23 protein-coding genes, 1 pseudogene and 1 riboswitch are annotated in these 25,723 nt (G+C 39.7%); of the genes and pseudogenes, 3 read left to right on the plus strand and 21 right to left on the minus strand.

Going from position 1 to position 25,723, the window contains the following annotated elements; all coding sequences use genetic code 11:
* Positions 1–10: 10 nt before the first annotated feature.
* The 8 genes from AC4ME5_RS07715 to AC4ME5_RS07750 all read right to left on the minus strand — a co-directional run bounded on the left by AC4ME5_RS07715 (position 11) and on the right by AC4ME5_RS07750 (position 7,993).
* Positions 11–319 (minus strand): DUF5960 family protein, encoded by a 309-nt coding sequence (locus AC4ME5_RS07715; protein ID WP_491800454.1) that lies wholly within the window; start codon positions 317–319, stop codon positions 11–13.
* The gene (locus AC4ME5_RS07720; RefSeq protein WP_061409684.1) at positions 312–674 is read right to left on the minus strand and encodes a hypothetical protein; all 363 of its coding nucleotides are present in this window, start codon (positions 672–674) and stop codon (positions 312–314) included. The genes AC4ME5_RS07715 and AC4ME5_RS07720 overlap by 8 nt, the downstream gene beginning before the upstream one ends.
* Positions 671–2,086, minus strand: a complete 1,416-nt coding sequence (locus tag AC4ME5_RS07725; protein ID WP_491800455.1) for a Y-family DNA polymerase — start codon at positions 2,084–2,086, stop codon at positions 671–673. Before AC4ME5_RS07725 ends, AC4ME5_RS07720 begins: the two co-directional genes overlap by 4 nt.
* 3 nt (positions 2,087–2,089) lie before the next feature.
* Positions 2,090–2,776 (minus strand): XRE family transcriptional regulator, encoded by a 687-nt coding sequence (locus AC4ME5_RS07730; protein ID WP_491800456.1) that lies wholly within the window; start codon positions 2,774–2,776, stop codon positions 2,090–2,092.
* A gap of 561 nt (positions 2,777–3,337) precedes the next feature.
* On the minus strand, positions 3,338–4,435 hold the full coding sequence (locus tag AC4ME5_RS07735) for an SPFH domain-containing protein (RefSeq protein ID WP_268702613.1): 1,098 nt from the start codon (positions 4,433–4,435) through the stop codon (positions 3,338–3,340).
* 12 nt (positions 4,436–4,447) lie between these two features.
* Positions 4,448–4,951 carry a hypothetical protein gene (locus AC4ME5_RS07740; RefSeq protein ID WP_268702612.1) on the minus strand — a complete coding sequence of 168 codons (504 nt, stop codon included), beginning with the start codon at positions 4,949–4,951 and terminating at the stop codon, positions 4,448–4,450.
* Between the two features lie 511 nt (positions 4,952–5,462).
* Complete coding sequence (locus AC4ME5_RS07745) at positions 5,463–6,533, minus strand: hypothetical protein (RefSeq protein WP_491800457.1); 1,071 nt, start codon at positions 6,531–6,533, stop codon at positions 5,463–5,465.
* Positions 6,527–7,993: a DUF5677 domain-containing protein gene (locus AC4ME5_RS07750; protein ID WP_491800458.1), complete on the minus strand. Its 1,467-nt coding sequence runs from the start codon at positions 7,991–7,993 to the stop codon at positions 6,527–6,529. Before AC4ME5_RS07750 ends, AC4ME5_RS07745 begins: the two co-directional genes overlap by 7 nt.
* 180 nt (positions 7,994–8,173) lie before the next feature.
* On the opposite strand from AC4ME5_RS07750, the pseudogene AC4ME5_RS07755 reads away from it, so the two are divergent.
* Positions 8,174–8,395 (plus strand): annotated as a pseudogene (locus tag AC4ME5_RS07755) (transposase); the annotation flags it as partial.
* A 76-nt stretch (positions 8,396–8,471) separates the two neighbouring features.
* On the opposite strand, the gene rpsI reads toward AC4ME5_RS07755, so the two are convergent.
* The 9 genes from rpsI to AC4ME5_RS07800 all read right to left on the minus strand — a co-directional run bounded on the left by rpsI (position 8,472) and on the right by AC4ME5_RS07800 (position 17,963).
* Positions 8,472–8,864, minus strand: coding sequence for a 30S ribosomal protein S9 (gene rpsI / locus AC4ME5_RS07760; protein ID WP_000075973.1), 393 nt, complete (start codon positions 8,862–8,864; stop codon positions 8,472–8,474).
* An 18-nt stretch (positions 8,865–8,882) separates the two neighbouring features.
* On the minus strand, positions 8,883–9,329 hold the full coding sequence (rplM, locus tag AC4ME5_RS07765; RefSeq protein WP_001044624.1) for a 50S ribosomal protein L13: 447 nt from the start codon (positions 9,327–9,329) through the stop codon (positions 8,883–8,885).
* 214 nt (positions 9,330–9,543) lie between these two features.
* Positions 9,544–10,743 (minus strand): ABC transporter permease, encoded by a 1,200-nt coding sequence (locus AC4ME5_RS07770; RefSeq protein WP_491800459.1) that lies wholly within the window; start codon positions 10,741–10,743, stop codon positions 9,544–9,546.
* Positions 10,740–11,633: an ABC transporter ATP-binding protein gene (locus AC4ME5_RS07775; RefSeq protein ID WP_491800460.1), complete on the minus strand. Its 894-nt coding sequence runs from the start codon at positions 11,631–11,633 to the stop codon at positions 10,740–10,742. Before AC4ME5_RS07775 ends, AC4ME5_RS07770 begins: the two co-directional genes overlap by 4 nt.
* A gap of 250 nt (positions 11,634–11,883) precedes the next feature.
* A complete protein-coding gene (pheT, locus tag AC4ME5_RS07780) occupies positions 11,884–14,289 on the minus strand; it encodes a phenylalanine--tRNA ligase subunit beta (protein ID WP_491800461.1) in 2,406 nt (801 codons plus the stop codon).
* Positions 14,290–14,417: 128 nt separating this feature from the next.
* A complete protein-coding gene (pheS, locus tag AC4ME5_RS07785) occupies positions 14,418–15,464 on the minus strand; it encodes a phenylalanine--tRNA ligase subunit alpha (RefSeq protein ID WP_000103747.1) in 1,047 nt (348 codons plus the stop codon).
* A gap of 379 nt (positions 15,465–15,843) precedes the next feature.
* Positions 15,844–16,494, minus strand: coding sequence for a phosphatase PAP2 family protein (locus AC4ME5_RS07790; RefSeq protein ID WP_491800462.1), 651 nt, complete (start codon positions 16,492–16,494; stop codon positions 15,844–15,846).
* Positions 16,484–17,047, minus strand: a complete 564-nt coding sequence (locus AC4ME5_RS07795) for an ECF transporter S component (protein ID WP_221161194.1) — start codon at positions 17,045–17,047, stop codon at positions 16,484–16,486. Before AC4ME5_RS07795 ends, AC4ME5_RS07790 begins: the two co-directional genes overlap by 11 nt.
* Positions 17,048–17,200: 153 nt before the next feature.
* Positions 17,201–17,419, minus strand: a riboswitch (FMN riboswitch).
* Positions 17,420–17,459: 40 nt separating this feature from the next.
* A complete protein-coding gene (locus AC4ME5_RS07800; RefSeq protein WP_221161195.1) occupies positions 17,460–17,963 on the minus strand; it encodes a tRNA (cytidine(34)-2'-O)-methyltransferase in 504 nt (167 codons plus the stop codon).
* Between the two features lie 400 nt (positions 17,964–18,363).
* On the opposite strand from AC4ME5_RS07800, the gene trkA reads away from it, so the two are divergent.
* Together trkA and AC4ME5_RS07810 are read left to right on the plus strand one after the other, a co-directional pair.
* Positions 18,364–19,713 carry a Trk system potassium transporter TrkA gene (gene trkA / locus AC4ME5_RS07805; protein WP_000706803.1) on the plus strand — a complete coding sequence of 450 codons (1,350 nt, stop codon included), beginning with the start codon at positions 18,364–18,366 and terminating at the stop codon, positions 19,711–19,713.
* A gap of 3 nt (positions 19,714–19,716) precedes the next feature.
* On the plus strand, positions 19,717–21,156 hold the full coding sequence (locus AC4ME5_RS07810; protein ID WP_001043439.1) for a TrkH family potassium uptake protein: 1,440 nt from the start codon (positions 19,717–19,719) through the stop codon (positions 21,154–21,156).
* An 88-nt stretch (positions 21,157–21,244) separates the two neighbouring features.
* On the opposite strand, the gene AC4ME5_RS07815 is transcribed toward AC4ME5_RS07810, so the two are convergent.
* Genes AC4ME5_RS07815 through AC4ME5_RS07830 form a run of 4 tightly spaced genes read right to left on the minus strand, consistent with a single transcriptional unit; the run spans position 21,245 to position 25,683 of the window.
* Positions 21,245–22,174 carry an ATP-binding cassette domain-containing protein gene (locus AC4ME5_RS07815; protein ID WP_491800463.1) on the minus strand — a complete coding sequence of 310 codons (930 nt, stop codon included), beginning with the start codon at positions 22,172–22,174 and terminating at the stop codon, positions 21,245–21,247.
* Between the two features lie 10 nt (positions 22,175–22,184).
* A complete protein-coding gene (locus AC4ME5_RS07820; protein ID WP_000159802.1) occupies positions 22,185–23,252 on the minus strand; it encodes an ABC transporter ATP-binding protein in 1,068 nt (355 codons plus the stop codon).
* An 8-nt stretch (positions 23,253–23,260) separates the two neighbouring features.
* The gene (gene oppC, locus AC4ME5_RS07825; RefSeq protein ID WP_000103693.1) at positions 23,261–24,187 is read right to left on the minus strand and encodes an oligopeptide ABC transporter permease OppC; all 927 of its coding nucleotides are present in this window, start codon (positions 24,185–24,187) and stop codon (positions 23,261–23,263) included.
* Positions 24,187–25,683 (minus strand): ABC transporter permease, encoded by a 1,497-nt coding sequence (locus AC4ME5_RS07830; protein WP_000759886.1) that lies wholly within the window; start codon positions 25,681–25,683, stop codon positions 24,187–24,189. The genes oppC and AC4ME5_RS07830 overlap by 1 nt, the downstream gene beginning before the upstream one ends.
* Positions 25,684–25,723: the final 40 nt, after the last annotated feature.

Below are 25,723 nucleotides of genomic sequence, written 5' to 3' on the forward strand. Positions count from 1 at the left end.
ACGTATCCTTTCAACCAAAATAGAGCTGTTGGTCAGTATTCTCGACTCCAGCATATGCATAAGTTCGATTTCTAGGAGACTCTTTTTCCGTCACCACCCTAAAATAAAAGCGATGCTCCCGCCCATCCTTGGCATTTTCCTTGTTCAAGACGAAGTAGTTCTTCTGATTCATTGCCATGGTTCGTAGGATATCATCGATCAAAAAAGTCAAGGGAACATTCATGGCAGAGTATTTTTGGAAATCCTCTTCAAAGCGGATATAACTATCTGAAAAATAATCCATCTGTAGTTTGTTTTCATACAGCTCTTTTCTAGTCATAAACTTCCTCCTCACACAGTCGAATTTCGAGGATATCTACAATCCCTACCAGCCTATATCCCTCATTTGTCCTAATAGATAGAGTTTGAGGTGATAATTCACTCACCTCGCCGATGATTGTCATTTTTTGCTTTCTTTCCTTGACAACAAAACATCCCTTTAATTGACCAACATAAAGCTGAGAAAGCAAGCGTAGCTTCTCAACTAAATTCAAATTCGTCGAAAAATCAACACGATTTTTTTCTTCACCAAGCGAGCTGGTATGCTCTGAGAGGAAAAAGCCCATCCACTTCTGCATCCCTGGATCTTGATAGTCTCGCGCAGATTGAAAAGGTAAATAAGAACGATCAATCATTGTAATCCATCTAATCCTCCAGCAGAATGCCCACCAATCAGCTTGCTTCTAGCAAGACTCCTAGAGGCTTCTTCCAGTGCATTGGCCTTTAAGAGAGAAGTGAAACCAAATTGTTGCCGAATGGAGTCAATAGCTGTCTGGAGCCTTTCTTCTTTTTCTAACTTGTCAACATCATCAAAGAGGGAGATCAAACCAAAGGACTCGTCTACAAATCCTGAATAGTTGACTCCGACACTTCTGACCGCTCCAGAAGTGTATTTATTATGAAATAGCTTCAAAACATAATCCGTTAAGATAGCTGTATTGTTGGTCGGTTCGACCTTCATTTGTGTGTGAATAGACGGCCTGACCTCCTCTTTAGAGAAACCGACATAGATAGAGACAAGGGTTGTTTTCTTGCCCGCCCTTCTCAGTCTAATAGCCACCTGCTCCGCCATTTCTCGGAGAATAATTTCAATATCCCGTAACTTCACGTAGTCTCTCGGCAAGATTTGAGAATTTCCCAAGCCTTGGGACTTGGCTTTATAGGGTTTATGAACATTACTCTCATCAATCCCGTTAGCATGAAACCACAAACGCAGGCCAGCCTGACCAAGTGTTTTCTGTAGCTGGTCTGGATTGCTGGTGGCCAATTCCTTGATAGAAAAAATCCCCAGAGCATGCAAGCGTTTCTCCATCCGCCTGCCAATCCCCCAAAAGTCCGTCATCTTGGGAATGGCCCAAACCTTCTCTTCCACGTCTTGGTAAGACCAGTTAGCCCTCATGGTCGGGGTGTGCTTGGCCTCATTATCCAGTGCCAACTTAGCCAGTAAGGGATTGGCATTGGACATACCTACTGTAGAGTAAATCCCTGTCTGCCTCCAAATATCCCTCTGGATACGAGCAGAAAGCATATCCAGCTTGTCTTTGCGAGAGAGATTCTTGTCTGGGATGAAATAGTTGAGCGAACTGGTTAGATCGATAAAGCCCTCATCGATAGAGTAAGGATAAATATCCTCTGGACTCCCATAGTTTTGAAAGATTCGCTGGATTTCCATATTGACTGCGATGTACTCGTCCATCCGAGGAGGGACAATCAAGGTGACTTGAGCCCAATCTTCGATGTAGCGCACATAGTCTGAATCTGTAGGCAACCCCTGCTTTCTGGCATTATAGTAGGAAAATTTGCGGGTCTTGATATCAAAGGGCAGATCATAGGCCCGGCCAACATTTGACTTTCCAAAAATCTTCTTAAACATGGGAGAGGAGGCTAGGATCAGGCCAGTCGAATTATCCGCGCGACTCATGACACAAAGTGAGGTCTTCAGCGGATGCAAGCCCCTTTTCACACACTCGACACTGGCATAAAAGGATTTCATATCGACAAAGGCAATATCACTTTTGGGCTCTCTGGAATAATCAAAGTAGCCCATAGGCTAGCCCTCCATTGGCACAAAGTTTCCAACGATAATCCCCACTATCCGAGGATCTTCCTCATAGGAGATGAAAATATCCTTGTATTTGGGATTGATAGAGACCAGACGCAAGCCATCTTCCTCACGATAAACTCGTTTGATATAGGTCTGGTTGTTGCAAACCACTGCGTAAACCGCCCCATCGTAATCAAATCCTGTTTCCCGAATCAGAGCCACAGAACCATTTTGATATTTAGGCTCCATGGAATCCCCAGAGACCCAGGACGCAAAATCATGGGCTAGTTCTTCATTAAAGTAGACCGTATCAAAATTTCTGTCATCATAGATCGAAGCCCCAATCCCTGCTGACATGCGTTCATAGACGTGATACTCGTAGAGACGCTCTGGCATGGCTGTCACTTTCTGAACTTGTTCCTCTTGAGCCAGATTGCGAGCATAAAGAACAATCTTTTCTTTCCCTTGCTTGGAGAGGCTATTGTAGAGACGGACAATCTCTATCTGGGTGAAATAGCCTTTTGCGACTTTTAAAATCTTCTCTAGCTGAGCAACCTTCTCCTTGGATGGTTCCTTGACCCCACGTTCCCAAGCCGAGTAAGCCTGAAAACTAATCCCCAACTCCTCTGCAATTTCCTTCTGTGTCAATTTTAACTCTTTTCTCCGAGCCTTGAGTTTTTCTGGTTGGTACATGATTCACCTCCTAGTGTGATGCTTTAATGGACATTATCTCCCTTAGAAAGACAAATTGATGGTCGAGCTTATATTTTCAAAACTCAACCATTCCGGTTTAGTTTTATTATATAAAAAAAGTGAACGATTGTCCACTAGAAAAAACAAGTTTAAACAGCACCACTTATCTATTTTGAACAAAAAAGACATCCAAGAGTAAATTCTTGAATGTCTGGAAAGATTGATAACTCCCAGATAATTAATGTTTAGAGAACTGGCTAGCTTTACGAGCTTTCTTAGGACCTGGTTTGGAAAGTATTGTTTTTACTTGAACTAAAAACGGCGCAATACCTAGGCTTTTCGGAACTATATCTACTGATTAATTTCATAAAATTTGAACAAGTTTAATCGAAATAGGGGAATTTCTTAGTAAAGAAAAATTAATATCTATTATAAGTAGTACCCGATTTTACATGATTTACATCTAAAGAACGGTAAATGTATATTTAAAAATCTTTGCTTGTTCAAATATATATTATAACAATATGAATTTACAGAAGTACTGATGAAGATAAGTCATATTTAGATTTCACTTAATATTTCTTCTATTTTTTTATCGTAAGCTTCCTGAGAAATTTTGTCTTTTAGTAGGTCTAATCGCTGTAATCTTAATTCTATTGAATTATTTTTTAAATCTTGATTAGTTTCTAGTGAACGAGTGATTTCTTCTCCCTTATTCATTGCTATGTCAACTCCAGCAAATGCTAAAATATTCCCATTTTCATTTGAAGCAGCCATTCTCAAAGCATCTCCACGTGCTTGATTAAAGTGACCAAGAGCAACATCTTGAGTCGAATACGCCCTCTTCTCTTGTAAATTTGTCAATATTTTTTGTTCTTCATCAGGTAAATTAATTGCTTCAAATGCAATTGATATTAATTTAATTCCTCTTAAATTTCCCCAAGAATCCTCCATATTGCTATTCATTTCATTCACAATAACATTAGTATATTTTAATAACTCACTTGGTCTCATACCAATCGAGGAAATTGAACTTAGCGCAATATAAAACGAATTCATGAACTCTGCCCTCAGTTGTTCACAAATCTCACTTGAATGATAAACATCTTCAACGTTACCTGCAATATTAGAATAAAATTTAATAGGATCAATAATTTGGTAAGAAAAACGACCTCTACATTGAATATGTAAATCAAAATCCGCATTGATAGAGATGTCCACAAATCTAAAAGCAATGGGGGTTTGGGTGCCAAAGAGATTATTTTCAATTAGTTTCAAATTAATAAAATAAATTCTCTGGTCCTTACCAGTAGTTCCTTGAAATTGAAAACGCTTAGAAATTTCTCTAAATGATTCCCTAACACTATCTTTAAGATTCCCAGTAAAAACACATGGAGAGGTTGAAGAATCCCAAATAAACTGTCCAGGTTCTGAAACGATATCTATTATTTCTCCATCTTCTATTATAAGAGCACATTGACCTTGATTAACAGCAATTATACTTCCGTTAGCTATAATATTATCTTCGTGTGTTTTTCTTGTACTTAAACCTTTTTTTATTAATACTGTAGCAGGTAAGCTATCGCAATAAAAATATTCTTTCCACTGATCATCCAAAACTCCGGATACACTGCCAATAGTTGTCTTTATTAGTCCCATTATCTTCTCCTATTAGATTAAACGACCACAGTAATTACATTTTGTAGGTTGGCCAGCAACAGAAACAACAAAGGCTCCACAACCTCCACAACAAACCACACCTACATTAGATTTAATCTCTTGTTTTTCAGTTTCAGATAACTCACTCGGAACTGATAGATTAGATTGAACTGTATTTAATACAGCTTCACTAATTTTAGAAACCCATAAATCTTTATCCCCCCTAGTAACTACAAACGAATGTTCTTCACCATTTTTCGTTCTAAAACTAATTGTAAAAGAGACTAAATTAGAAACAACAAATATTGTGATTGTATTTTTTTCAACATAAATTTCATCTAAGTAACATTCAAAATACTTTTTCCCAAAATTGATTAAGTGAGCTTTAAAAATAATTCTTTTATTTGTTAAGAACAGCTTACCACCTTTTGAATTTAAAGTCGTATTCCAATTAGCAAATCCCTCCATCAAAATTTCTTCATCCGGCAATAAATTTTCTAAATCAGTGAAAGGCATAATGTTATCCTCTTTTCATTTTTTCATCTACAATTATATCAAAATGATTGCCATTTTAAAACATATATTATAATAATCGAATTAAGAAGTGTTAAAAAAGTGAATGCCTCCTATACCAAAATGTTCATACTTCAAGCTAAGCTTTGTATAGCTACTTAAATCTTGAGAGTACAAAAACGTCTCAGGAACGACACAATCTATCATTGATAGGGTGGTGAACTTTGTATTTTTGAAACAAAAAAGACACCCAAGAGAAAATTCTTGAATGTCTGTAAACGTTGATATAATCGTATTGATTAATGTTTTAAGAATTGTGATGCTTTACGAGCTTTTTTCACGCCTAGTTTTGGGTAACAAAAATCAAATATCTGTAAAAGCCTATTAAATTAAGCATTCAAACTTCATTTTCGTTGGAAATAAACACTTATAACCTAATCTTACAAACAATGGATTATCATTAGATTACCAAAAAATTCTTTTTCGGAGCTTATGTTATTGAGAAACAACATTACTAGCAACCTCTACCTTCATAATTTATCAATAAATGTACACAATTCTCAACCTCAGTAATCAACTGCTCTTTGGTGTTGAAGTCATCAAGAGCATTATAAATCTCTCTTATACGTTCTGAAAAGTTTATATTTTTTGCTCTTTCACGTATTTCAGAAATACTTAGCTCAACTCCTTTTTTATCGTATTCAAACCAAATGGGTAAAATTAATCTTGACATTTTTAAGAAATGTTCTAGTTTTTCTTTTTTCGAATTGTGCACGATATTTAATAAGAAAACATTATAATTTATGTATGTAGTTAATCTAGAAAAGAATGGGGAAATATTGAAAGAGTAGGAAGTCAGAAAAATATCCATAGTTTGGCTGAAATAGCCATAGATAATAAATCGGAAAAGTTCTGTATCATTCATATCTTGTGGGACTATATCTGAGTACTCAATTCGATATTGTTTTAAACGGTCTTTTATCGCTTGTGTAGGATCATCATAATCAAAGAGTAATATATGCGACAAGTATTCATGCACGACCACAGTATCTATATTCTCGTACTTGTGTAAATTATTAAAATCAATGCCTTCTATAAAGAAGTTTTCAATAAACGGTCTGATATCAACTTTTTCTTTGTTGATAGTTGAACTAGAAAATCTTAGTGGTAATACGTAAAAATTTGGAATCTCTTTTTCTAATAAAACTATCAAATCATCTATTGACTCTACAATTTTTTCTTTTAATTTTTTGAAGTATCTTTCTATTTGATGTACTGTATTTCCTGTTTCCATTACTTCTAAATAGGATAGTATTGGATCGTCAAATATTTGATAATTCCCTAATGCAAAGAGGATGTTCTTATCTGAGTTATCTACATTAAATTTAGAAACTGCTGTATAAAAATATGTGTTCGAATTATTAAAGAGATATTGGCTACACATCTCTAATAATTTTTGTTTTCTAAACCAAAAATTTCTAATTTTATCTAAATGATAAGCTACATTCTCTAAGTCCAAGTCCCCTCTAACTCTCTTCAGTAACTCTAAATATTCATTTTGTGATTGTCTTAGTCTTTCTAGCATAAACTATCACCTTCTATTTGCTCACTTGGAATAGGAAACACTTCTTTAATGACTGATAGATGCTTTGTTAAAACCATCACCAGATCATGACTAACATCAGGTAATTTTTGAATATCGTCTACATCGGGAATACCGTGGAATTGGTGTCCAGCAGATGTGCATTTCAAAATTGAGCTTTCTCTAATCGCTCCCCAAAGTCCATGTTCAAATTGAGAATCATAATCATAGTGATATTTATATAAATCATCTTCCTCAACTTGTTTAAACTTTTGTCTTATATTCCCATTTCCGAAATATCTAGTATCCATATCTATAAATTCTTTATTTTGAAATTCAGATATTAGTAAATTTAGATATTCAAAATTAATATGAGAGTTTGTTAATTCAGGCTGATTTTCTATATAGCGTTCTGAAATTAGTTTATATCCACCAATACCATAATATTGATATTCTTCCCAAATATTTTTGTGTTTTTCTTCTTCAGCAATTAAATATTTTGTCATCACATAGTTTTCAATGCACGATCTTACTATGGAACGACCTGAAATCGTATATTGCAAATCATGATTCATTAATTCTAGCGACCGCTTATAAGAATAAGTTAGGATACTAGTTAGAACATAGAGTTTCTCGTTAAAAGGCTCTATACTTTGAAGCATATCTCTGTAATATTTTAATGCCGAAGATACTGTATCTTTTATCTTATTCAAATCTATAGCATTACTTCTATCCATAACAATTGAATATACCTCACAATCAGTTAGTTGACTAATATTGTTCCAAAATCTTTTACTATAAGGATAATTCATATCTTCGGACATTGATAAAGCTACCTCCATTGAGCGAATCTGAGGACGAATAATTCTCATTTCTGGATCCGATACGTCTAAGTAGGGGTACTTACTTAATCCGTCTACCATGTGTAACTGCGATTCTACAAATTTAATTTTTCCCTGTAGCATCTTGTAATACAGTAAAAAATATCTTATATCCGTTGATAATTGACTAGATTGGTCAGATACTTCATTTAGTACTTTAACAAGTATATCTAGTCTTTGATTAAAAGAGTGACTCTTGCTGTAAAAATTTTTACTCAAAACCTCTTCGCTATCAGGTAAAACTATTGAAAGCGGAGAAAATATTGATAAGTCGAAAACAGAACTTAATGATTCAACAAAAATTTTCTTCTCATCAATATCTAAATTAAGTATTAAACTCATTGCCGGTAAAGGCAAGATTGTTTCTAAATCTAATGCTTTTGATAAATTATTCAGAGCTAACCTCATTCTTTCCATTTGCTCTATTCGATTTCCATATTGCAGAGCTAATCCAATCCAAAGATATTCTGGACCTTTTGAATGAGCCCAGTCAGATTCTTTTCCTAATGGAGTTACTAATTGACTGAACTTTGTTCTAAAGACTCCTTTTTTAAAGTCATGGTCACTTAGTTTACTAAACATAAGATACCTCTCAGTACAATACTACCTGTATTCCCACTATTGTGCTATACCTAAAACATAAAAGACATTCGTTTCTAATGTTATTCGACCAGGTAGTGTAAAATAAATTGTGTAAACACAAAAAGGAACAAATCCGTTATAGTAGAGTTGCGAAACATTACTAGAAAGAGATTTACTTCTATAACACAGTTTACCACAGAATTTCTTAACTTCCTACTCAAAAAACGAGATATCGATGAATTTTTTCGTTCTTCTCTTGAAACAGCTATGAACGACCTGCTTAAAGCAGAATTATCAGCCCTTTTAGGGTATGAACCTTACGATAAAGTAGGCTATAATTCTGGTAATAGTCGTAATGGAACCTATTCACGGAAATTCAAGGTTCAAATATTTGGGGTGAACTTTGATTTTTTGAAACAAAAAAGACATCCAAGAGAGTTCTCTTGAATGTCTGTAAACGTTGATAGTATCGTATTGATTAACGTTTTGAGAATTGTGATGCTTTACGAGCTTTCTTAAGACCTGGCTTCTTACGCTCAACTTTACGTGAGTCACGTGTAAGAAGTCCTGCGCGTTTCAATGAATCGCGGAAGTCTGGGTCTACTTGAAGAAGGGCACGAGCGATACCATGACGGATAGCTCCTGATTGACCAGCGTATCCACCACCTACAACGTTAACGAAAACGTCGTATGAACCTACAGTTGAAGTAACTGCGAATGGTTGGTTGATTACAAGACGAAGGTCAGCGTGTGGGATGTACTCTTCAACATCTTTTTTGTTAACAGTGATTTTACCAGTTCCTGGAACAAGGCGAACGCGTGCAACAGCGTTTTTACGACGTCCAGTACCTGCATATTGTGCTTGTGACATACTTTATTGTTCCTTTCCTTAGATAAGTCCTGAAATATCAAGAACTTCTGGTTGTTGTGCAGCGTGAGTGTGCTCAGCTCCAACGAATACTTTCAATTTCATACCTTGAGCGCGGCCAAGAGTATTGTGTGGAAGCATACCTTTAACTGATTTTTCGATCAAACGTACTGCATTTTTAGAACGAAGTTCACCAGCAGAGATTTGTTTCAATCCACCTGGGTGGTTTGAGTGAGTGTAGTAGATCTTATCAGTTGCTTTTTTACCAGTCAATTTAACTTTTTCAGCATTGATAACGATTACGAAGTCACCTGTATCAGTGTGTGGTGTGAATGTTGGTTTGTTTTTTCCGCGAAGTACGCTAGCAACAACTGCTGAAAGGCGTCCAAGAGGTACATCAGTTGCGTCAACAACGTACCATTTGCGTTCTACTTGGCCTGGTTTAGCCATGAATGTAGTTTTGTTCATGATTTCTCCTATATGAATATCGTTTTTGTTTACTGGGCGGATGTTCCGGTCCGCGGGGTATTTGAAAGGTTCCGGGGCCTTACAAATGGGGTAAACAATACCGTCTACTATCATACCAAATTTTACTACTAAAAGTCAATAGATATGAAAAATAATTTTCCCTATTTAACCTTTAAAATATCACAAAAACCTCGTGAAAACGAGGTTTCTATTGCTATTTGTAAGCTAAGGCACGTTTGAAGCTTTTCCATAGACCTAAGTCATCTGTCTGAAGGACTAGGCTGGCATACATGCGTCCGATAAAGGCTGTTGCAGTCACCGCAAAAACGACTGTAATCGCTAGTGAAATCCAAGCTTCTAAATCACTTGCATAACCATTGATGGCTCTAAATGGCATAAAGAAGGTCGAAATAAAGGGAATGTAAGACCCAATTTTCAAAACCAAATTGTCTCCTGCAGCGCCCAAGGCTGTTACCCCCATAAAGCCTGCTATAATCAAGATCATCAATGGCGACAAGGCCTTACCGGCATCTTCAGGACGAGTAACCATGGAACCAAGGAAGGCTGCCAAAACTACATACATAAAGAGGCTAACCAAGACAAACAATAAGGTATTGAGCGAGAAGGCCTCTCCTATATGGTTTAAAATACCAGATTGTGCCAAGATTGGTAGGTCTTTAAAGAGCAGAATGGCAGCCAGCCCACCCACGACGTAAATGCCAATATGAGTCAAAATCACAAGAAGCAGAGCCAGCATGCGAGCGTAAAAATAATGACTTGCTCGGATACTAGAGAAGACCACCTCCATGATTTTGGTTCCTTTCTCGCTAGCCACTTCCTGAGCAGTGACACTAGCATAGGTAATCAAAATCATATAAAGGAAGAAACCAAGCCCTGCGGCCGCAATGGTTTGAACAATTTTTTTGTTTTCCTTAGATTCATCAATCTTCTCAGTAAAATCAACGGTTTGACTCAGGCGTTTTTCCTGTTCTTGAGACAAATTGGCTGCCGAACGATTCAGTTGGTATTGAAGCTCATTGAGTTTATTGGTTACTGCTAGCTTGATGCCTGTTTCAAGAGAAGTTTCACCATGGTAAACGGCTTTGATGACACTATCCTCTTGATCAATGGTTAGGTAACCCTTGATTTTTTCATCCTTGATAGCAGCTTGGGCACTGGCTTCATCCTTATAATCAAAGTTGATACCATTGGTACCCTTGAGCCCTTCTTCCACAGATGGTACAGTTGTTACTACTGCTATCTTACTATTCTTGGCCATAGAAGACCCTTGGAGAAAGCCGATTCCTACAGATAAGGCTAAAAAGAGGAACGGCGAAATCACCATAAAGAAGAAACTCCATGACTTAACATGTCGAAGATAGGTTTCCTTCATTACAACCCACATATTTCTCATACTTCCACCCCTGATTCTAGTTTAAAGATTTCATCGATTGTTGGAGCTTGCTGGTCAAAGGTCGCGATGTATTGACCTTGAGTGAGGATTGGGAAGAGTTCTCTTCCAGCGCTCTCATCATCTAGAATCAATTTCCAACTACCTTGCTTGGTCAAGATCACCTGTTTGACGTGAGGAAGTTTTTCCAATTCTTCCTTGCTTTGTTCACTTGAAACAAAGAGACGTGTTTTCCCGTATTGATTGCGAACATCCTGAACTGGTCCATGCAAGACTACACGTCCATCACGAATCATCAGGATATCATCGCAAAGTTCCTCAACATTGGTCATGACATGGTCAGAAAAGATAATGATTGCACCGCGCTCTTTCTCTTTCAAGATGACCTGTTTGAGCAACTCGGTATTGACTGGATCCAAACCACTAAAAGGCTCATCCAGGATAATCAAGTCTGGCTCATGGATTAGGGTGATAATCAGCTGAATTTTCTGTTGATTCCCTTTAGAAAGACTCTTGATTTTGTCGGTCAATTTGCCCTTCACTTCAAGTCTTTCCATCCATTGAGGGAGTTTTTCCTTGACCTCCTTAGCATCCATGCCCTTTAGAGTAGCCAAGTAGCGAACTTGTTCAAGGACTGTCAGCTTGGGCATGAGGCTGCGTTCCTCAGGTAGATAGCCAATCCGAGCATAGGTTTCCTGACGAATCTCCTGCCCATCCAGACTGATCTCTCCTTGATACTCCAAAAATTTCAACATACTGTGGAAAATCGTTGTTTTCCCAGCCCCATTCTTCCCGACCAAGCCCAGAATCCGTCCTGGACTTGCCTGAAAATCGACACCAAACAAGACTTGCTTGGAACCGAAACTTTTCTCTAGATTTCTTACTTCTAGCATCTTCCACCTCCGAGATATGTTGCACTTATTATACTCCTTTTTGATAGCCTTTACAACGATTTATGTCCATTTTTATCGATATTATTTATAGTAAAAATCTACCAAATCTAAGTTTTTTAAGCGCTCTAGTAATAACTTAAGTATAGTTCATTAAAGGATTTCTGAGATAGTTTCCTCCTCAACTGTCGCTTTTCTCTTCTGAACTGTTCTCCTAAAACTAAAAATCCACCCCGAAGGATGGATTGATGAATTAACGCACTTCTGCATTGACTTTTTCTTCGAGTGATGCTTGGATTTTTTCCATATAGCGTGCGACTTCTTCGTCTGTCAAGCTATCTTCTGGATTTTGGAAGGTCAAGCTATAGGCCATTGATTTCATACCAAGTCCCAATTTTTCACCTGAGAAGACGTCAAAGAGTTTGATATCTGTCAAACGTTTCACGCCAGCTGATTTGATCGCATCAACCACATCTTGGTGAGTCACTTCTGCTTTCAAGAGAAGTGCGATATCACGGCTGACTGCTGGGAATTTAGTAATTTCCACAAATGGAGTAGCTGGTTGAAGGGCTGCTTCAATAGCTGAAAGGTTAAGCTCAGCCACATAAGTCTCAGGAATATCATAAGCCTTAGCTGTCACAGGGTGGACTTGTCCGAGGAAACCAAGAACTTGGTCACCGAGTGAGATCAAGGCTGTACGTCCTGGGTGAAGACTAGCAATTTCAGAAGTTGCTGTATAAGTCACTTCAAGACCCAAGCGAGCAAAGAGGGCTTCCAAAATTCCTTTGGCATAGAAGAAGTCAACAGGAACTGCTGCTGTTTGGAAGTCTTTTTCGGCGACTAAGCCAGTCAAGGCAAAGGCAAAGCTGTTAATTTCATTTGGCAAGTCTTCTTTTGGATTACCCGTTTGCTCGAAGACTTTTCCAATCTCGTAAAGAGCCAAGTTTTTATTCTTACGTGCTACGTTGTAGGCAACTGTATCCAAAATACCTGAAACCATATTTTGACGAAGGACAGAACGGTCCACAGTCATTGGCCACATGAGTTCTGTAAGGTTACTTGGTTGAGCTGTAAACTCAACTGCTTTTTCAGGCGTTGTTAGAGCGTAGGTGATGATTTCTGTCAAACCAGCTCCTTCAGCAATGGTACGAACTTGACGGCGCAATTTTTGTGTCGCAGTCAATTCACCTGCTGTACCGTCATCTTTTGGAAGACTAGTTGGCAAGCGATCGTAACCATAGATACGAGCGATTTCTTCAAAGAGGTCCGCTTCGATGGTGATATCCCAACGACGACGTGGAACACTAACGGTAAAGCTGTCTGCATTGCCAGAAAGACCAAAGCCAAGACGACGGAAGACATCTTCCACATCAGCATATGAAAGCTCCGTACCAAGGACACGGTTGACATCAGCCAGAGTTGAAGATACTTCTACATCAGAAGTGTCAAGCGCACCCGCTGAAACGATACCCTTACGCACCGTCGCACCTGCAAGTTCTGCAATCATGCTCGCTGCAGCATCCAAGGCCTCATCGACTGTTGCCACATTAATCCCTTTTTCAAAACGAGAAGATGATTCCGAACGAAGGTTAAGGCGTCCGCTAGTCTTACGAATGGATGTGCCATTGAAAACAGCTGCTTCTAACACAACGCGACTAGAATTTTCAGAGATTTCTGTAGCCTCTCCACCCATGACACCTGCAAGGGCTACTGGTTTGTCAGCCACAGTGATGACTAAGTCATTTGTTTCCAAGTCACGTTCTTCACCGTCCAAGGTCACCAACTTTTCACCAGTACGCGCTTCACGCACACGGATGTCATTGCCTTCAAAGGTATCCAAGTCAAAGGCATGCATAGGCTGACCAAAGTAGAGTAGGATATAGTTGGTCACGTCGACCACATTGTTAATCGGACGGATGCCTTCGTTCATAAGAAGATTTTGCAACCATTGCGGACTTGGTGCGATGGTCACATTGTCCAAGATACGGGCTGCATAGTAAGGCGCCTTGTCTGTCTCAATGCCTACAGAAAGGGCATCTGTTGCAGCTTCATTTGTTTCTATTAAACTGAATTCTTTAAAGTTGACTGCCTTGTCATAGATGGCTGCCACTTCGTACGCTACTCCACGCATAGATAGAGCGTCTGCACGGTTTGGTGTGATAGAAAGTTCGATGATTTCATCATCCAAGTCTAGGTAAGAAAAGACTTCGTCCCCAGGAACAGCATCTTGAGGCAAGATTTGAATACCATCTGCGAATTCCTTTGGTACAACTGAGTCAGAAATACCTAATTCACCAAGTGAACAGATCATTCCAAGTGACTCTAAGCCACGGATTTTCCCTTTTTTAATCTTGTAATTGTCAGCAATACGAGCTCCTGGAAGAGCCACCATAACCTTAATACCAGCACGCACATTCGGTGCACCACAAACGATTTGACGTGCTTCTTCTTCGCCAACGTTAACCTGACAAACATGGAGGTGAGTTTCTGGCACATCTTCGCAAGACAAGACCTCACCGACGACAATTTTTGAGAGACCAGCAGCAGGTGATTCCACACCTTCGACCTCAATCCCTGTAGTTGACATTTTTTCAGCCAACTCTTGTGATGGCACATCAATGTCCACCAATTCTTTTAACCATTTATAAGATACAAGCATAATTCTGATTGTAAGAACCCACAAGTAAGTTCTTTTCAATTCCTTTCTTTTTCTTCGAGTCAGTCCTCACCATTCTCATCAAGAGAAAATGACTAGGACTGTATAGGACTGTGTTTCAGGTTTCAATCTTATTTAAACTGTTCTGAGAAGCGGACATCGCCTTGGTAGAAACCACGGATATCATTGATTCCGTAACGGAGCATAGCAACACGCTCTTGACCAAGACCAAAGGCAAAGCCAGAGTAAACAGTTGCATCAATACCACTCATCTCAAGGACACGTGGGTGAACCATACCAGCACCCATAATCTCGATCCAACCTGTTTTCTTACATACGTTACAGCCTTCTCCACCACACTTAAAGCAAGAAACATCCACCTCGACAGATGGCTCTGTGAATGGGAAATAGGATGGACGCAGACGAATCTGACGCTCTTCACCAAACATTTTTTGAACGATCAATTGAAGGGTTCCTTGAAGATCTGCCATAGAAATGTTCTTCCCAACAACCAAGCCTTCGATTTGGTGGAACTGGTGACTGTGGGTCGCATCGTCCGTATCACGACGGAATACACGCCCAGGTGAGATCATTTTCAAAGGACCTTTTGAAAAATCATGGGCGTCCATAGCACGCGCCTGAACTGGAGACGTGTGAGTACGGAGTAAGATTTCTTCTGTGATGTAGAAAGTATCCTGCATATCGCGAGCTGGGTGATCTTTTGGAAGGTTCATACGCTCGAAGTTATAGTAGTCTTGCTCCACTTCAAAACCATCCACGACTTGGTAACCCATCCCGATAAAAATATCTTCGATTTCTTCACTGGTTTGTGTAAGAACATGACGGTGACCAACCGCAACAGGACGACCTGGAAGTGTTACATCGATGCTCTCACTAGCAAGTTGAGCTGCGACTTTCTTTTCTTCCAAGAGTTTCGCTGTTTCCTCAAAGGCTGCTGTCAAGACATCACGAGCTTCATTAACGTGTTTTCCGATGACAGGGCGCATTTCAGCCGATACATCCTTCATCCCTTTAAGGATTTCAGTAAGCGACCCTTTTTTACCAAGGACAGAGACACGTAATTCTTGCATCTCTTTTTCATTTTCAGCAGTAATCTGCTTCAAGCTAGCCAGCGTTTCTTCGCGAAGCGCTTTTAATTGTTCTTCAATAGTTGACATAATTCCTCCATCAGTCGCTCGTAGATAAAAAGAAAACCACATGTCAAAAACTCCACTCGGAGCGTTGACACGCGGTACCATCCGTTTCATCTGACAAGTCAGACCTTCATTTCTAAATCCATGCGCAAGTGAATTCACCCAGCTTTCATATAGAGAGCTTGCAGTCACGGCTCTCCTCCCTGATATACTTCCCTTGAGTTACTAGTCTTGCGGATTTCTATTCGATTACTACATAGTTTATCAAATTTTTAGTTAAAAAACAAGTTAGACCAGACTAATTTCAATATAAAAAGGAACAAGACGCAATGCACTATCTATTTGTAAGATCTGTTTCATCTGCTTTCCCTTTCATTTCTTTCTCCTCAAGGGAATTCGATACTCACTTCTGCTTGCCTTTAAATCGCCATTGGAAGCGAAGCTTGTCATAGAAAGGAAATTCGATAAACAAGACTCCCAAGCCCACACAGAGACTGGCAAGAACATCTGATGGGTAGTGAACTCCCAGATAGACCCGAGATAGCAGCACACTGACTAGGTAGAGGCCAAGGACGATTTGCACGATTTTTCTCCAGACTGGATTTTTCATCCGTTGACTGAGAATGACAATCAGAGTGCCTACCATCAAGGTTACAGCCAGAGAATGGCCACTTGGAAAAGAAAAACCCTTCTCCTCTACCAAGTGTAAGATAGCTGGCCGTGGGCGCTGGTAGATGTTTTTGAAGGTCACGATTAAAAGACCGGCTAAGGCTAGATTACCCGCCATGAAGTAGCTTTCTATCTTCCACTGCTTACGATAAAAGATAAAGGCTGCGATGGTAACCCAGGTGATAATCACTGGAATATCAATCAAATGCGTAAGGGTACGGAACAGAACTGTCAAATAATCTGGCAAGTCCCCACGAAGGGCAGTCTGAATTGGTTGATCAAAACCGACCAACGTTTCAGGATAGAACTTAACCATATAGCCAAGAAGGACGAAAAGTAAAAGGGCAAAACTGCCCTTCATTAAAAATATTTGTTTATCTCTCATAATGTTTTAAGGTTGGTTTCAAGAGGACGTATAACAACCAGAATGAAACGGCAAAGATGATACCCTCAATCAAGTTAAAAGGTAAAACCATGGTCATTAGGTAGTTGGAAAGTCCCAAAATTTTTCCAATATCAAAGTTGGCAAACTGCGCGTACAAAGGAACCGCATAGACATAGTTGAGAACCAACATAGCAGCAGTCAAGCCGACAGTTCCCGCTAGAGATGCTAGTAGGAAACGAAGGGTGCTGCGTTCCTTTTTCCAAATCAAACCAAAAGCAATAACAAAAACTCCCAAGGCCACGATATTCATTGGCAAGCCAATGTAAGTATTCACTCCCTGGCTATTGAGAAGCAACTTCAAGAGTGATCGCAACAAGAGAATCCCTAGAGCAGCAGGCAAATCCATCACCACCAAGCCCACAAGGACTGGTAAGATACTAAACTCGATCTTGAGGAAGGTCGCCGCTGGCAAGAGCGGAAAGTCAAAGTACATCAGCACAAATGAAATGGCTGATAAAATCGCAATGGTCGAAAGTCGACGTGTGTTTGTCATAACAGGTTCCTCCAATTTTCTATAAAATCAGAAGAAGTTGGAAAGAATCCCTCTATCTATTCTCACTTTTTATATCCCAAAAGTTCCCCCTCACTCTTTAGAGCAAGCGGTTGCAATTTATCTATAAACTCATCCGAACAGACAAAGCTATTCTTTCGTCTTCTCCCATCCAGACTATACTGTCGGTTGTGGAATCACACCACATCAGCTTGCGCTCGCGGACTTATTTGGCTAAGATATTTTAGATTTACCTAGGCGTCGCAGTCGAAGATAATACTTAAAGTATATCGAGACAAGACAACGACGAGAAAGCTAAAATAGCTAGTTAAAATCACCGCCGGTCGGGAATTTCACCCAGCCCTGAAGACCCTTTAATCATAACAAAAAACGCTTGCAAGTGCAAGCATTTTGTTTATTTCAATTTATCCGCTTCATAGGTGTGAACGAGTTCTAAACCAGCAAAATGTTGTTGACGAAGGGCTTCATAGACAATCATGCAGACCGTATTGGAAACATTGAGACTGCGGACGTGTTCATCGTTCATAGGAATACGGAGAGCTTTCTCAGGATGTTCTCTCATAAAGTCCTCAGGCAAGCCCTTGTCTTCACGTCCGAAGAGAAAATAATGGGCTTCGTCAGTCGATAAATCTGCCTCAGAGTACACCTTTTCCGCGAATTTCGAAATCAGATAGAGTTTACCCTTCATCTGAGACATAAAATCTTCCAAACTGTCATAAAAATGAATCTCTAACTTATCCCAGTAATCCAAACCAGCCCGCTTCATCTTGCGATCATCAATAGGAAATCCCATCGGTTTGATGATGTGAAGGGGAGAAGTGGTCGCAGCGCAAGTACGCGCAATATTGCCTGTATTTTGTGGAATCTGAGGTTCAAATAATACAATGTGATTTGTCATGACTTGCTTCCTTTCACCATTGCAAAAAAATAGCCACACTGCCCGGAGTCAAGCTCAGCAAACAGCGTGGTTAAGGCATCGTTAACTTACCTCACAACAGGTTTGAAGTAAATCAGCGAAGCTACTTTCTTAGTATAACACTTTCAGAATCATTGTCAATAGAAATGACTTGATTTTTTTACTTTTTTTGATGATATTTTCATGTTTGGTCATTCCCTTTCTGAAAAGGTATAGTAAAAGAGCCAAATCACTTCAAATCGGAGACATCGTTATAGAAATTAAGCAAATGTATCTTCAAAACGTGAAAAAGGCCTTTCTTCCCTTAAAAATCGCCTTAGCAAGTGCATTTTTTGCGAAAAAAGGGTATGATAGTTACATCATGAAAAAGTAGGGTTTTTATATGAAAATTGTCCTTGTTGGTGGAGGGAAAGTCGGTTTCGCCCTCTGTCGTTCACTGGTTGCAGAAAAACACGACGTTGTCCTCATCGAACAAGATGAGGCTGTTCTCGATCATATTGTCAGTCGCTTTGATATCATGGGACTCCTTGGAAATGGAGCAGACTTTGCTATCTTAGAGCAAGCCGGCGTTCAAGAGTGTGATATCTTTATTGCTCTAACGGAACACGATGAAGTGAATATGATTTCAGCAGTACTTGCTAAAAAGATGGGCGCTAAAGAAACCATCGTTCGAGTGCGAAATCCTGAATACTCCAATGCCTATTTCAAAGAGAAAAATATTCTTGGATTCTCACTTATCGTTAACCCAGAACTCCTAGCCGCCCGTGCTATCTCAAATATCATTGATTTCCCGAATGCACTCTCAGTTGAGCGGTTCTCAGGGGGACGGGTCAACCTGATGGAGTTTGTTGTCAAAGATTCCAGTGGTCTCTGTCAAATGCCAATCTCAGATTTTCGTAAAAAATTTGGCAATATCATTGTCTGCGCTATGGAACGAGACCATCAACTTATGATTCCGAGCGGTGATATCACCATTCAGGACAGAGATAGGATTTTTGTTACTGGGAATCGTGTGGATATGATGCTCTTCCATAACTATTTCAAATCACGTGCAGTGAAAAGCTTACTCATCGTTGGTGCTGGAAAAATCGCTTATTACCTACTTGGCATTTTAAAAGATAGCCGTATTGACACTAAAGTTATCGAGATTAATCCTGAGAGAGCTCGTCTCTTCAGTGAAAAATTTCCAAATCTCTATATCGTACAGGGAGATGGAACTGCCAAAGATATCTTGCTTGAGGAAAGTGCTCCCAACTATGATGCAGTTGCAACTTTGACTGGGGTTGATGAGGAAAACATCATTACCTCTATGTTCTTAGACCGTGTTGGTGTCCATAAGAATATCACCAAGGTGAATCGCACTAGCCTTTTAGAGATTATCCATGCACCTGATTTTTCAAGTATCATCACACCCAAAAGCATTGCAGTGGATACCATTATGCACTTTATCCGTGGTCGAGTAAACGCTCAATACTCAGACCTTCAAGCCATGCACCATCTAGCAAACGGTCAAATTGAAACTCTTCAATTCCAAATCAAGGAAGCTAATAAAATGACTGCCAAACCTCTTTCACAGTTGAAATTGAAAAAAGGGGTTCTCATCGCAGCCATTATCCGAAAAGGAAAAACAATCTTCCCTACTGGAGAGGACAGACTTGAGGTAGGAGATCAGTTGCTCGTGACGACTTTACTACCAAATATCACCAAGATTTATGATCTGATTGAGAGGTAAAAGATGAATAAAAGTATGATTCGTTACCTCCTCTCAAAACTTCTCTTGATTGAGGCAGTTCTCCTCCTAGTGCCCGTTAGCGTAGCAACCTATTATCAAGAATCCAGCCAAGTATTTACAGCTCTCTTTACAACAATTGGAATTTTAATACTTCTTGGTAGCTTGGGAATTTTACGGAAACCCAAAAATCAGCGAATTTATACTAAGGAGGGAGTCTTAATCGTCGCCCTCTGTTGGATTCTATGGTCTTTCTTTGGAGCGCTTCCCTTTGTCTTTTCAGGACAAATCCCAAGTGTCATCGATGCCTTCTTTGAAATCAGTTCTGGTTTTACAACGACTGGTGCTACTATCCTAACAGATGTTTCCGTTCTCAGTCGTTCCCTCCTCTTCTGGCGAAGCTTCACCCACTTGATTGGAGGGATGGGGGTGCTTGTTTTCGCGCTTGCCATTATGGACAATGCCAAGAATAGTCACTTAGAGGTGATGAAGGCTGAGGTCCCTGGGCCTGTCTTCGGTAAGGTTGTATCCAAACTAAAAAATACTGCCCAGATCCTCTATCTGCTTTATTTAGGGCTCTTCTCACTTTTTGTAGTCATCTACTATCTAGCTGGTATGCCCCTATTTGATAGCTTTGTCATCGCTATGGGAACGGCAGGAACCGGAGGCTTCACCGTCTATAACGACGGAATTGCCCACTACGGCAGCTCACTCATCACCTATCTCGTCAGTATCGGAGTTCTGGTTTTTGGGGTGAACTTCAATCTCTACTATTACCTCATGCTCCGTCGGGTCAAGGCTTTCTTTGGAGATGAAGAACTTCGTACGTATGTAATCATTGTCTTAGTTTCTACCGGCTTGATTACTCTCAATACGCTCCACCTCTACCAAGGTGTCTCTAAGAGTTTTGAGATGGCTCTCTTCCAAGTTTCCAATATCATTACGACAACTGGATTTGGTTACGGAGATATTACCAACTGGCCCCTCTTCTCCCAATTTATCCTCCTCTTCCTCATGGGAATCGGTGGCTCTGCTGGATCAACCGCAGGTGGACTCAAAGTCATAAGAGGACTCATCCTTTCAAAAATCGCAAAAAATCAGATCTTGTCCATCTTATCTCCTCATCGCGTATTGACTCTCCATGTCAATAAAACTGTGATTGATAAGGATACCCAGCACAAGGTCCTAAAATATTTTGTCATTTATGTGATGATTTTACTGTCACTTATCTTCATTGTCAGTCTAGATAACAATGATTTTCTAGTTGTTACCAGTGCTGTCTTCAGCTGTTTTAACAATATCGGACCAATTCTAGGTACAACATCGAGTTTTGCTATCTTTAGTCCCATCTCTAAAATCCTTCTCTCATTTGCAATGATTGCAGGTCGTCTAGAGATTTATCCCATTTTGCTTCTCTTTATGAAACGTACCTGGTCCAAACGCTAATTATAATACAACTCCCCTTTTACAAGCTAGTGAAAGGGGATTTTTTCTATTAAAAATGAGAAGACCTTTTGGTCCTCTCCTAATCTGTTTATTTTTTAAGTGCTTCCTTGTAACGAGCAAGTTCTGCTTGATTAGCCCAAACATAGTGACCTGGACGGATTTCCACCATAGACGGCTTGTCTGCCTCGTAGTCATGTTGGCTAGGATCATAAACTTTCAAGACTTTCTTGCGTTCCAAGATTGGATCTGGAATCGGTACAGCAGATAGAAGTGCTTGAGTGTACGGATGAACAGGATTGTTAAACAACTCCTCTGTCTCCGCCACTTCAACGATAACACCCTTATAGATAACTGCGATACGATCTGAGATAAAGCGAACAACTGACAAGTCATGCGCAATGAAGAGATAAGTCAAGCCCAACTCTTTTTGGAACTTCTTGAGCAAGTTCAAGACTTGCGCACGAACAGACACGTCCAAGGCTGAAATCGGCTCATCTGCAATAACGAAATCAGGTTCCATCACAAGAGCACGGGCAATCCCAATACGTTGACGTTGACCACCAGAAAACTCGTGTGGGTAACGGGTCAAGTGCTCTTTCAAAAGACCAACTTCATGAATCATCTTTTGAACTTTTGCTTTTCGCTCTTCTTCATCTTTGAACAAGTGATAGTTGTAAAGACCTTCAGAGATGATATAGTCAACCGTCGCACGTTCATTTAAACTGGCTGCAGGGTCTTGGAAAATCATCTGGATACGACGGATCAAGTCTGAAGATTCCTTATGAGATTTTTTCCCATTGATCTTATGACCGTCAAAGATGATTTCACCTTTACTAGTATTATTCAAACCAATAATGGCACGACCAATCGTCGTTTTCCCACTACCAGATTCACCAACGAGAGAGAAAGTTTCTCCCTTGTTGATAAAAAAGTTAGCGTTTTTAACGGCAACAAACTTCTTACTTCCTTCACCGAAGGAAATTTCTAAATCTTTAATTTCTACTAATTTTTCAGACATTTCCTTCCCCCTAGTCTTCTAGATGAGCAAAGCCCATTTTATCACGAATCTTGTCATGTAAGTCTGCGATGATTTCTGGTTTTTCAACCTTAGGAGCATTCTCATGAAGCAACCAAGTCTTAGCCCAGTGAGTATCAGTGACTGAAAACTGAGGCGCTTTCTGTTCAAAGTCAATTTGCATCGCATAATCTGAACGAAGGGCAAAGGCATCACCTTTCAACTCCGTATAAAGAGACGGCGGTGTTCCTGGGATAGAGTACAATTCCCCTTTATCATCAGCGAGCTGTGGCAAGCTAGACAAGAGACTCCAAGTATATGGATGACGTGGGTCGTAGAAGACTTCCTCAACAGTACCGTATTCTACAATTTCACCAGCATACATAACCGCCACCTTATCCGCAATACTTGCTACCACACCAAGGTCATGGGTGATAAAGATAATGGTGAAGTGGTACTCATCTTGCAAAGTTTTAAGCAAATCAATGATTTGCGCTTGAATGGTTACATCAAGGGCCGTTGTCGGCTCGTCACAGATTAAGATATCTGGACGACATGCAAGGGCAATCGCGATAACGATACGTTGGCGCATCCCTCCAGAATATTGGAAAGGATACTCGTCAAAACGTTTTTCAGCGTCTGGAATTCCGACCTTGTTCATATAGTCGATTGCCATCTCTTTGGCTTCCTTAGCTGTTTTCCCTTGGTGTTTAACGATAACTTCTGTAATTTGGCTACCGATTGTATTAATTGGATCCAAACTTGTCATTGGGTCTTGGAAGATGGTCGCAATTTTTGCACCACGAATCTTCTCCCATTCTTTGTTAGAAGTCAAGGCTGTCAAGTCTTGTCCACGATAGTCGATACTTCCTTGGGCAATACGTCCATTATCTTCTAACATACCTGTAAAGGTTTTTGTTAAAACAGATTTACCAGAACCAGACTCACCTACCAAGGCAAGAACTTCCCCTTCAATTAGTTCTAGAGAAACGCCTCTGATAGCCGTCAGAACTTTGTCACGAACGTCAAATTCCACGACGATATCGCGAGCAGTCAAAATTACATTACTTTCTTTTGTCATGTCTACTCCTATCTATGTGTACGTGGATCACTAGCATCCGCTAAGTTCTGACCAACAACGAAGAGAGATAGGGATACCAAGATCAAGGTTGTCAATGGAATCCAGAACAAGTAGGCGTTGGTCGTAACGTTTTGTGAGTAATCTGAGATCAAACGTCCCAAACTTGGCACTGTTACAGGCAACCCCAATCCAAAGAAGGAAAGGAAAGCCTCATAAGAGATAAAGCTTGGCAACATCAAGGTCATCGTAGAAACAATAACAGATACCAATTGTGGCATGATATTTTTCACGATGATTTTAAAGGTTGGTGTTCCAAGTGTTTGAGAAGCAAGGTTGTATTCCAAGTCACGGTAACGCATGATTTGAATACGAATTGAATAAGCAATACCGATCCAAGTCGTCACACTCATAGCGAAGATCAAATTCCAGAAACCAGCGCCAATTGAGTAAGTCAAGACGATAACAATCAAGAGAGATGGAATGTTTGAAATAATGTTATAAACTTCCATCATGACGCGGTCAACAGATTTTGAAATCCCCCAAATTCCACCAACAATAACCCCAATCACAAGGTTGATAAAAGTAGCAATTACAGAAATGAGGATAGAATTACGCGCACCAAACCAAACGCCATCAAACAAGGATTTACCATTGCTATCCGTACCAAACCAGTGTTCGGCATTGGGCTTAATAAAACGAGCGCTAAAGTCATTAACCTTACTTACATCGTTAAAGTCAAAGTCTGAAAACATCGGATAGATAAAACTCATCAAAATAATAGCTACCAATATTCCCAACATAATGACTGTTGATTTTTTCTTTAAAAACTGTCTAAATACAGAACCCCAGTATGAATAGGCAGGAGCATCAATCGTTTCAGAGGCAAAATCATCACGTTTTACGAACTGAAATTTTTCTTTATCAATTGTTGACATTATTTGCCTCCTTTCTCTGTCAATTTAATACGTGGGTCAAGCATAGTCATCCAGATATCTCCTACAAAGAGTGAGAAGATAGAAATACATGTAAAGATGAAGACGAGACCAACTACCATTGAGTTATTTGATGCCTTAACAGAGTCAATCAACATTTTACCCATACCTGGGAAGGCGAAGACTGTTTCTGTCAATGTTGCACCACCAATAACCCCGATTACGGCACCTGGAATACCTGAAACCAAAGGAACCATGGCATTTTTAAAGACGTGTTTATTTGAAATTTCTTTTTCAGATAAACCTTTTGCACGAGCAAAACGGACAAAGTCCTGAGATTGCAAGTCAATCATGTAACGACGAATCCAGATTGCTGTACTTGGTGCTCCCAGCAAACCTAGAATGACTGCTGGCAAGACATAGGAACGCCAATCTCCAGCACCTAGGATAGGGAATGAGTCTGGAAGACCAATAGATGAGCCAATCAAACGCACGATATAAACCAAGGCAATCGTTGGAAGGGCAAGCAAGAAGGTTAGAGCACCTGTTGAAAAGCTGTCAATCCAAGTATTCTTGTGGCGAGCCATAGCAGATCCAAGAGGAATCGCAATAGCATAAGAAATAATCAAACCAATCAAACCAGCAACAGCTGAGCTTGCAATCATAGATGGATATTGGTAGTTACTTTCTGTAGCTGTATATGGATCGTCCTTACCATAGTTAGCTATTTCACGCGCATCTGCTTGACTTGGAGATTTGTAGGTACGAGAGTAAATATCTACAGACGAAGTCTTTTTACCAGTAGGGAATTGAACTTCTGATGTCTTAGTTTGTCCTTGGCCTTGTGTGATAACTTGAAGCACTGGCGTGTTCGCATAAGTTGGGTAAGAGTCACCCAAGTTAATGTTCACAAAGTTTTGGTGTACAAACGGGAATTGGTTGTTGAAATACAAAAGGTATTTATGTTTGGTACCTGAACCAACCAATGACCAACCGATAGCAGGGTCATTTTCAAAACGAAGATAACGTTCCAAGTTTGGATTTTCAGGGTCTTGAATCTTGTTTGTATGATCAATATCAAGTAAGTTCGCATAGAATTTGAAAACACGTTCAAAAATTGGAATTTCACGCGTAGCATAGAACTGACCACTCTCTGAAAAGACACCTAATGTCCAACCATTTCCGAGTTGGTTGATGTATTTTTCGTAGATTGCCTTGTTGGTATCATTGGCATCTACTGTTACAGATGAGTCCATCGTGCTAGCTTTTTCTTGCAACTCCTTAGTATCGTAATACTCAATATAGCCCATACGTTCATAAACGGTATTCTCATAATTATCCCGCTTATCTGGAGTCGTTGCAATCTTGTTGTAGTTGGTATCCTGCTTGAAAATCAATTTCCGAGGAACCATCGTATAGATAATCGTGTAGGTCAAGGTTGTCACCAAGAAAATAGACAACAATGAACGCAAGACACGCATAAAAATATATTTTTTCATATCGTTTCCTTTTAAAATCCCAAAAGAACCTTCTCCTCAT

The organism is Streptococcus sp. A69, assembly GCF_058556195.1.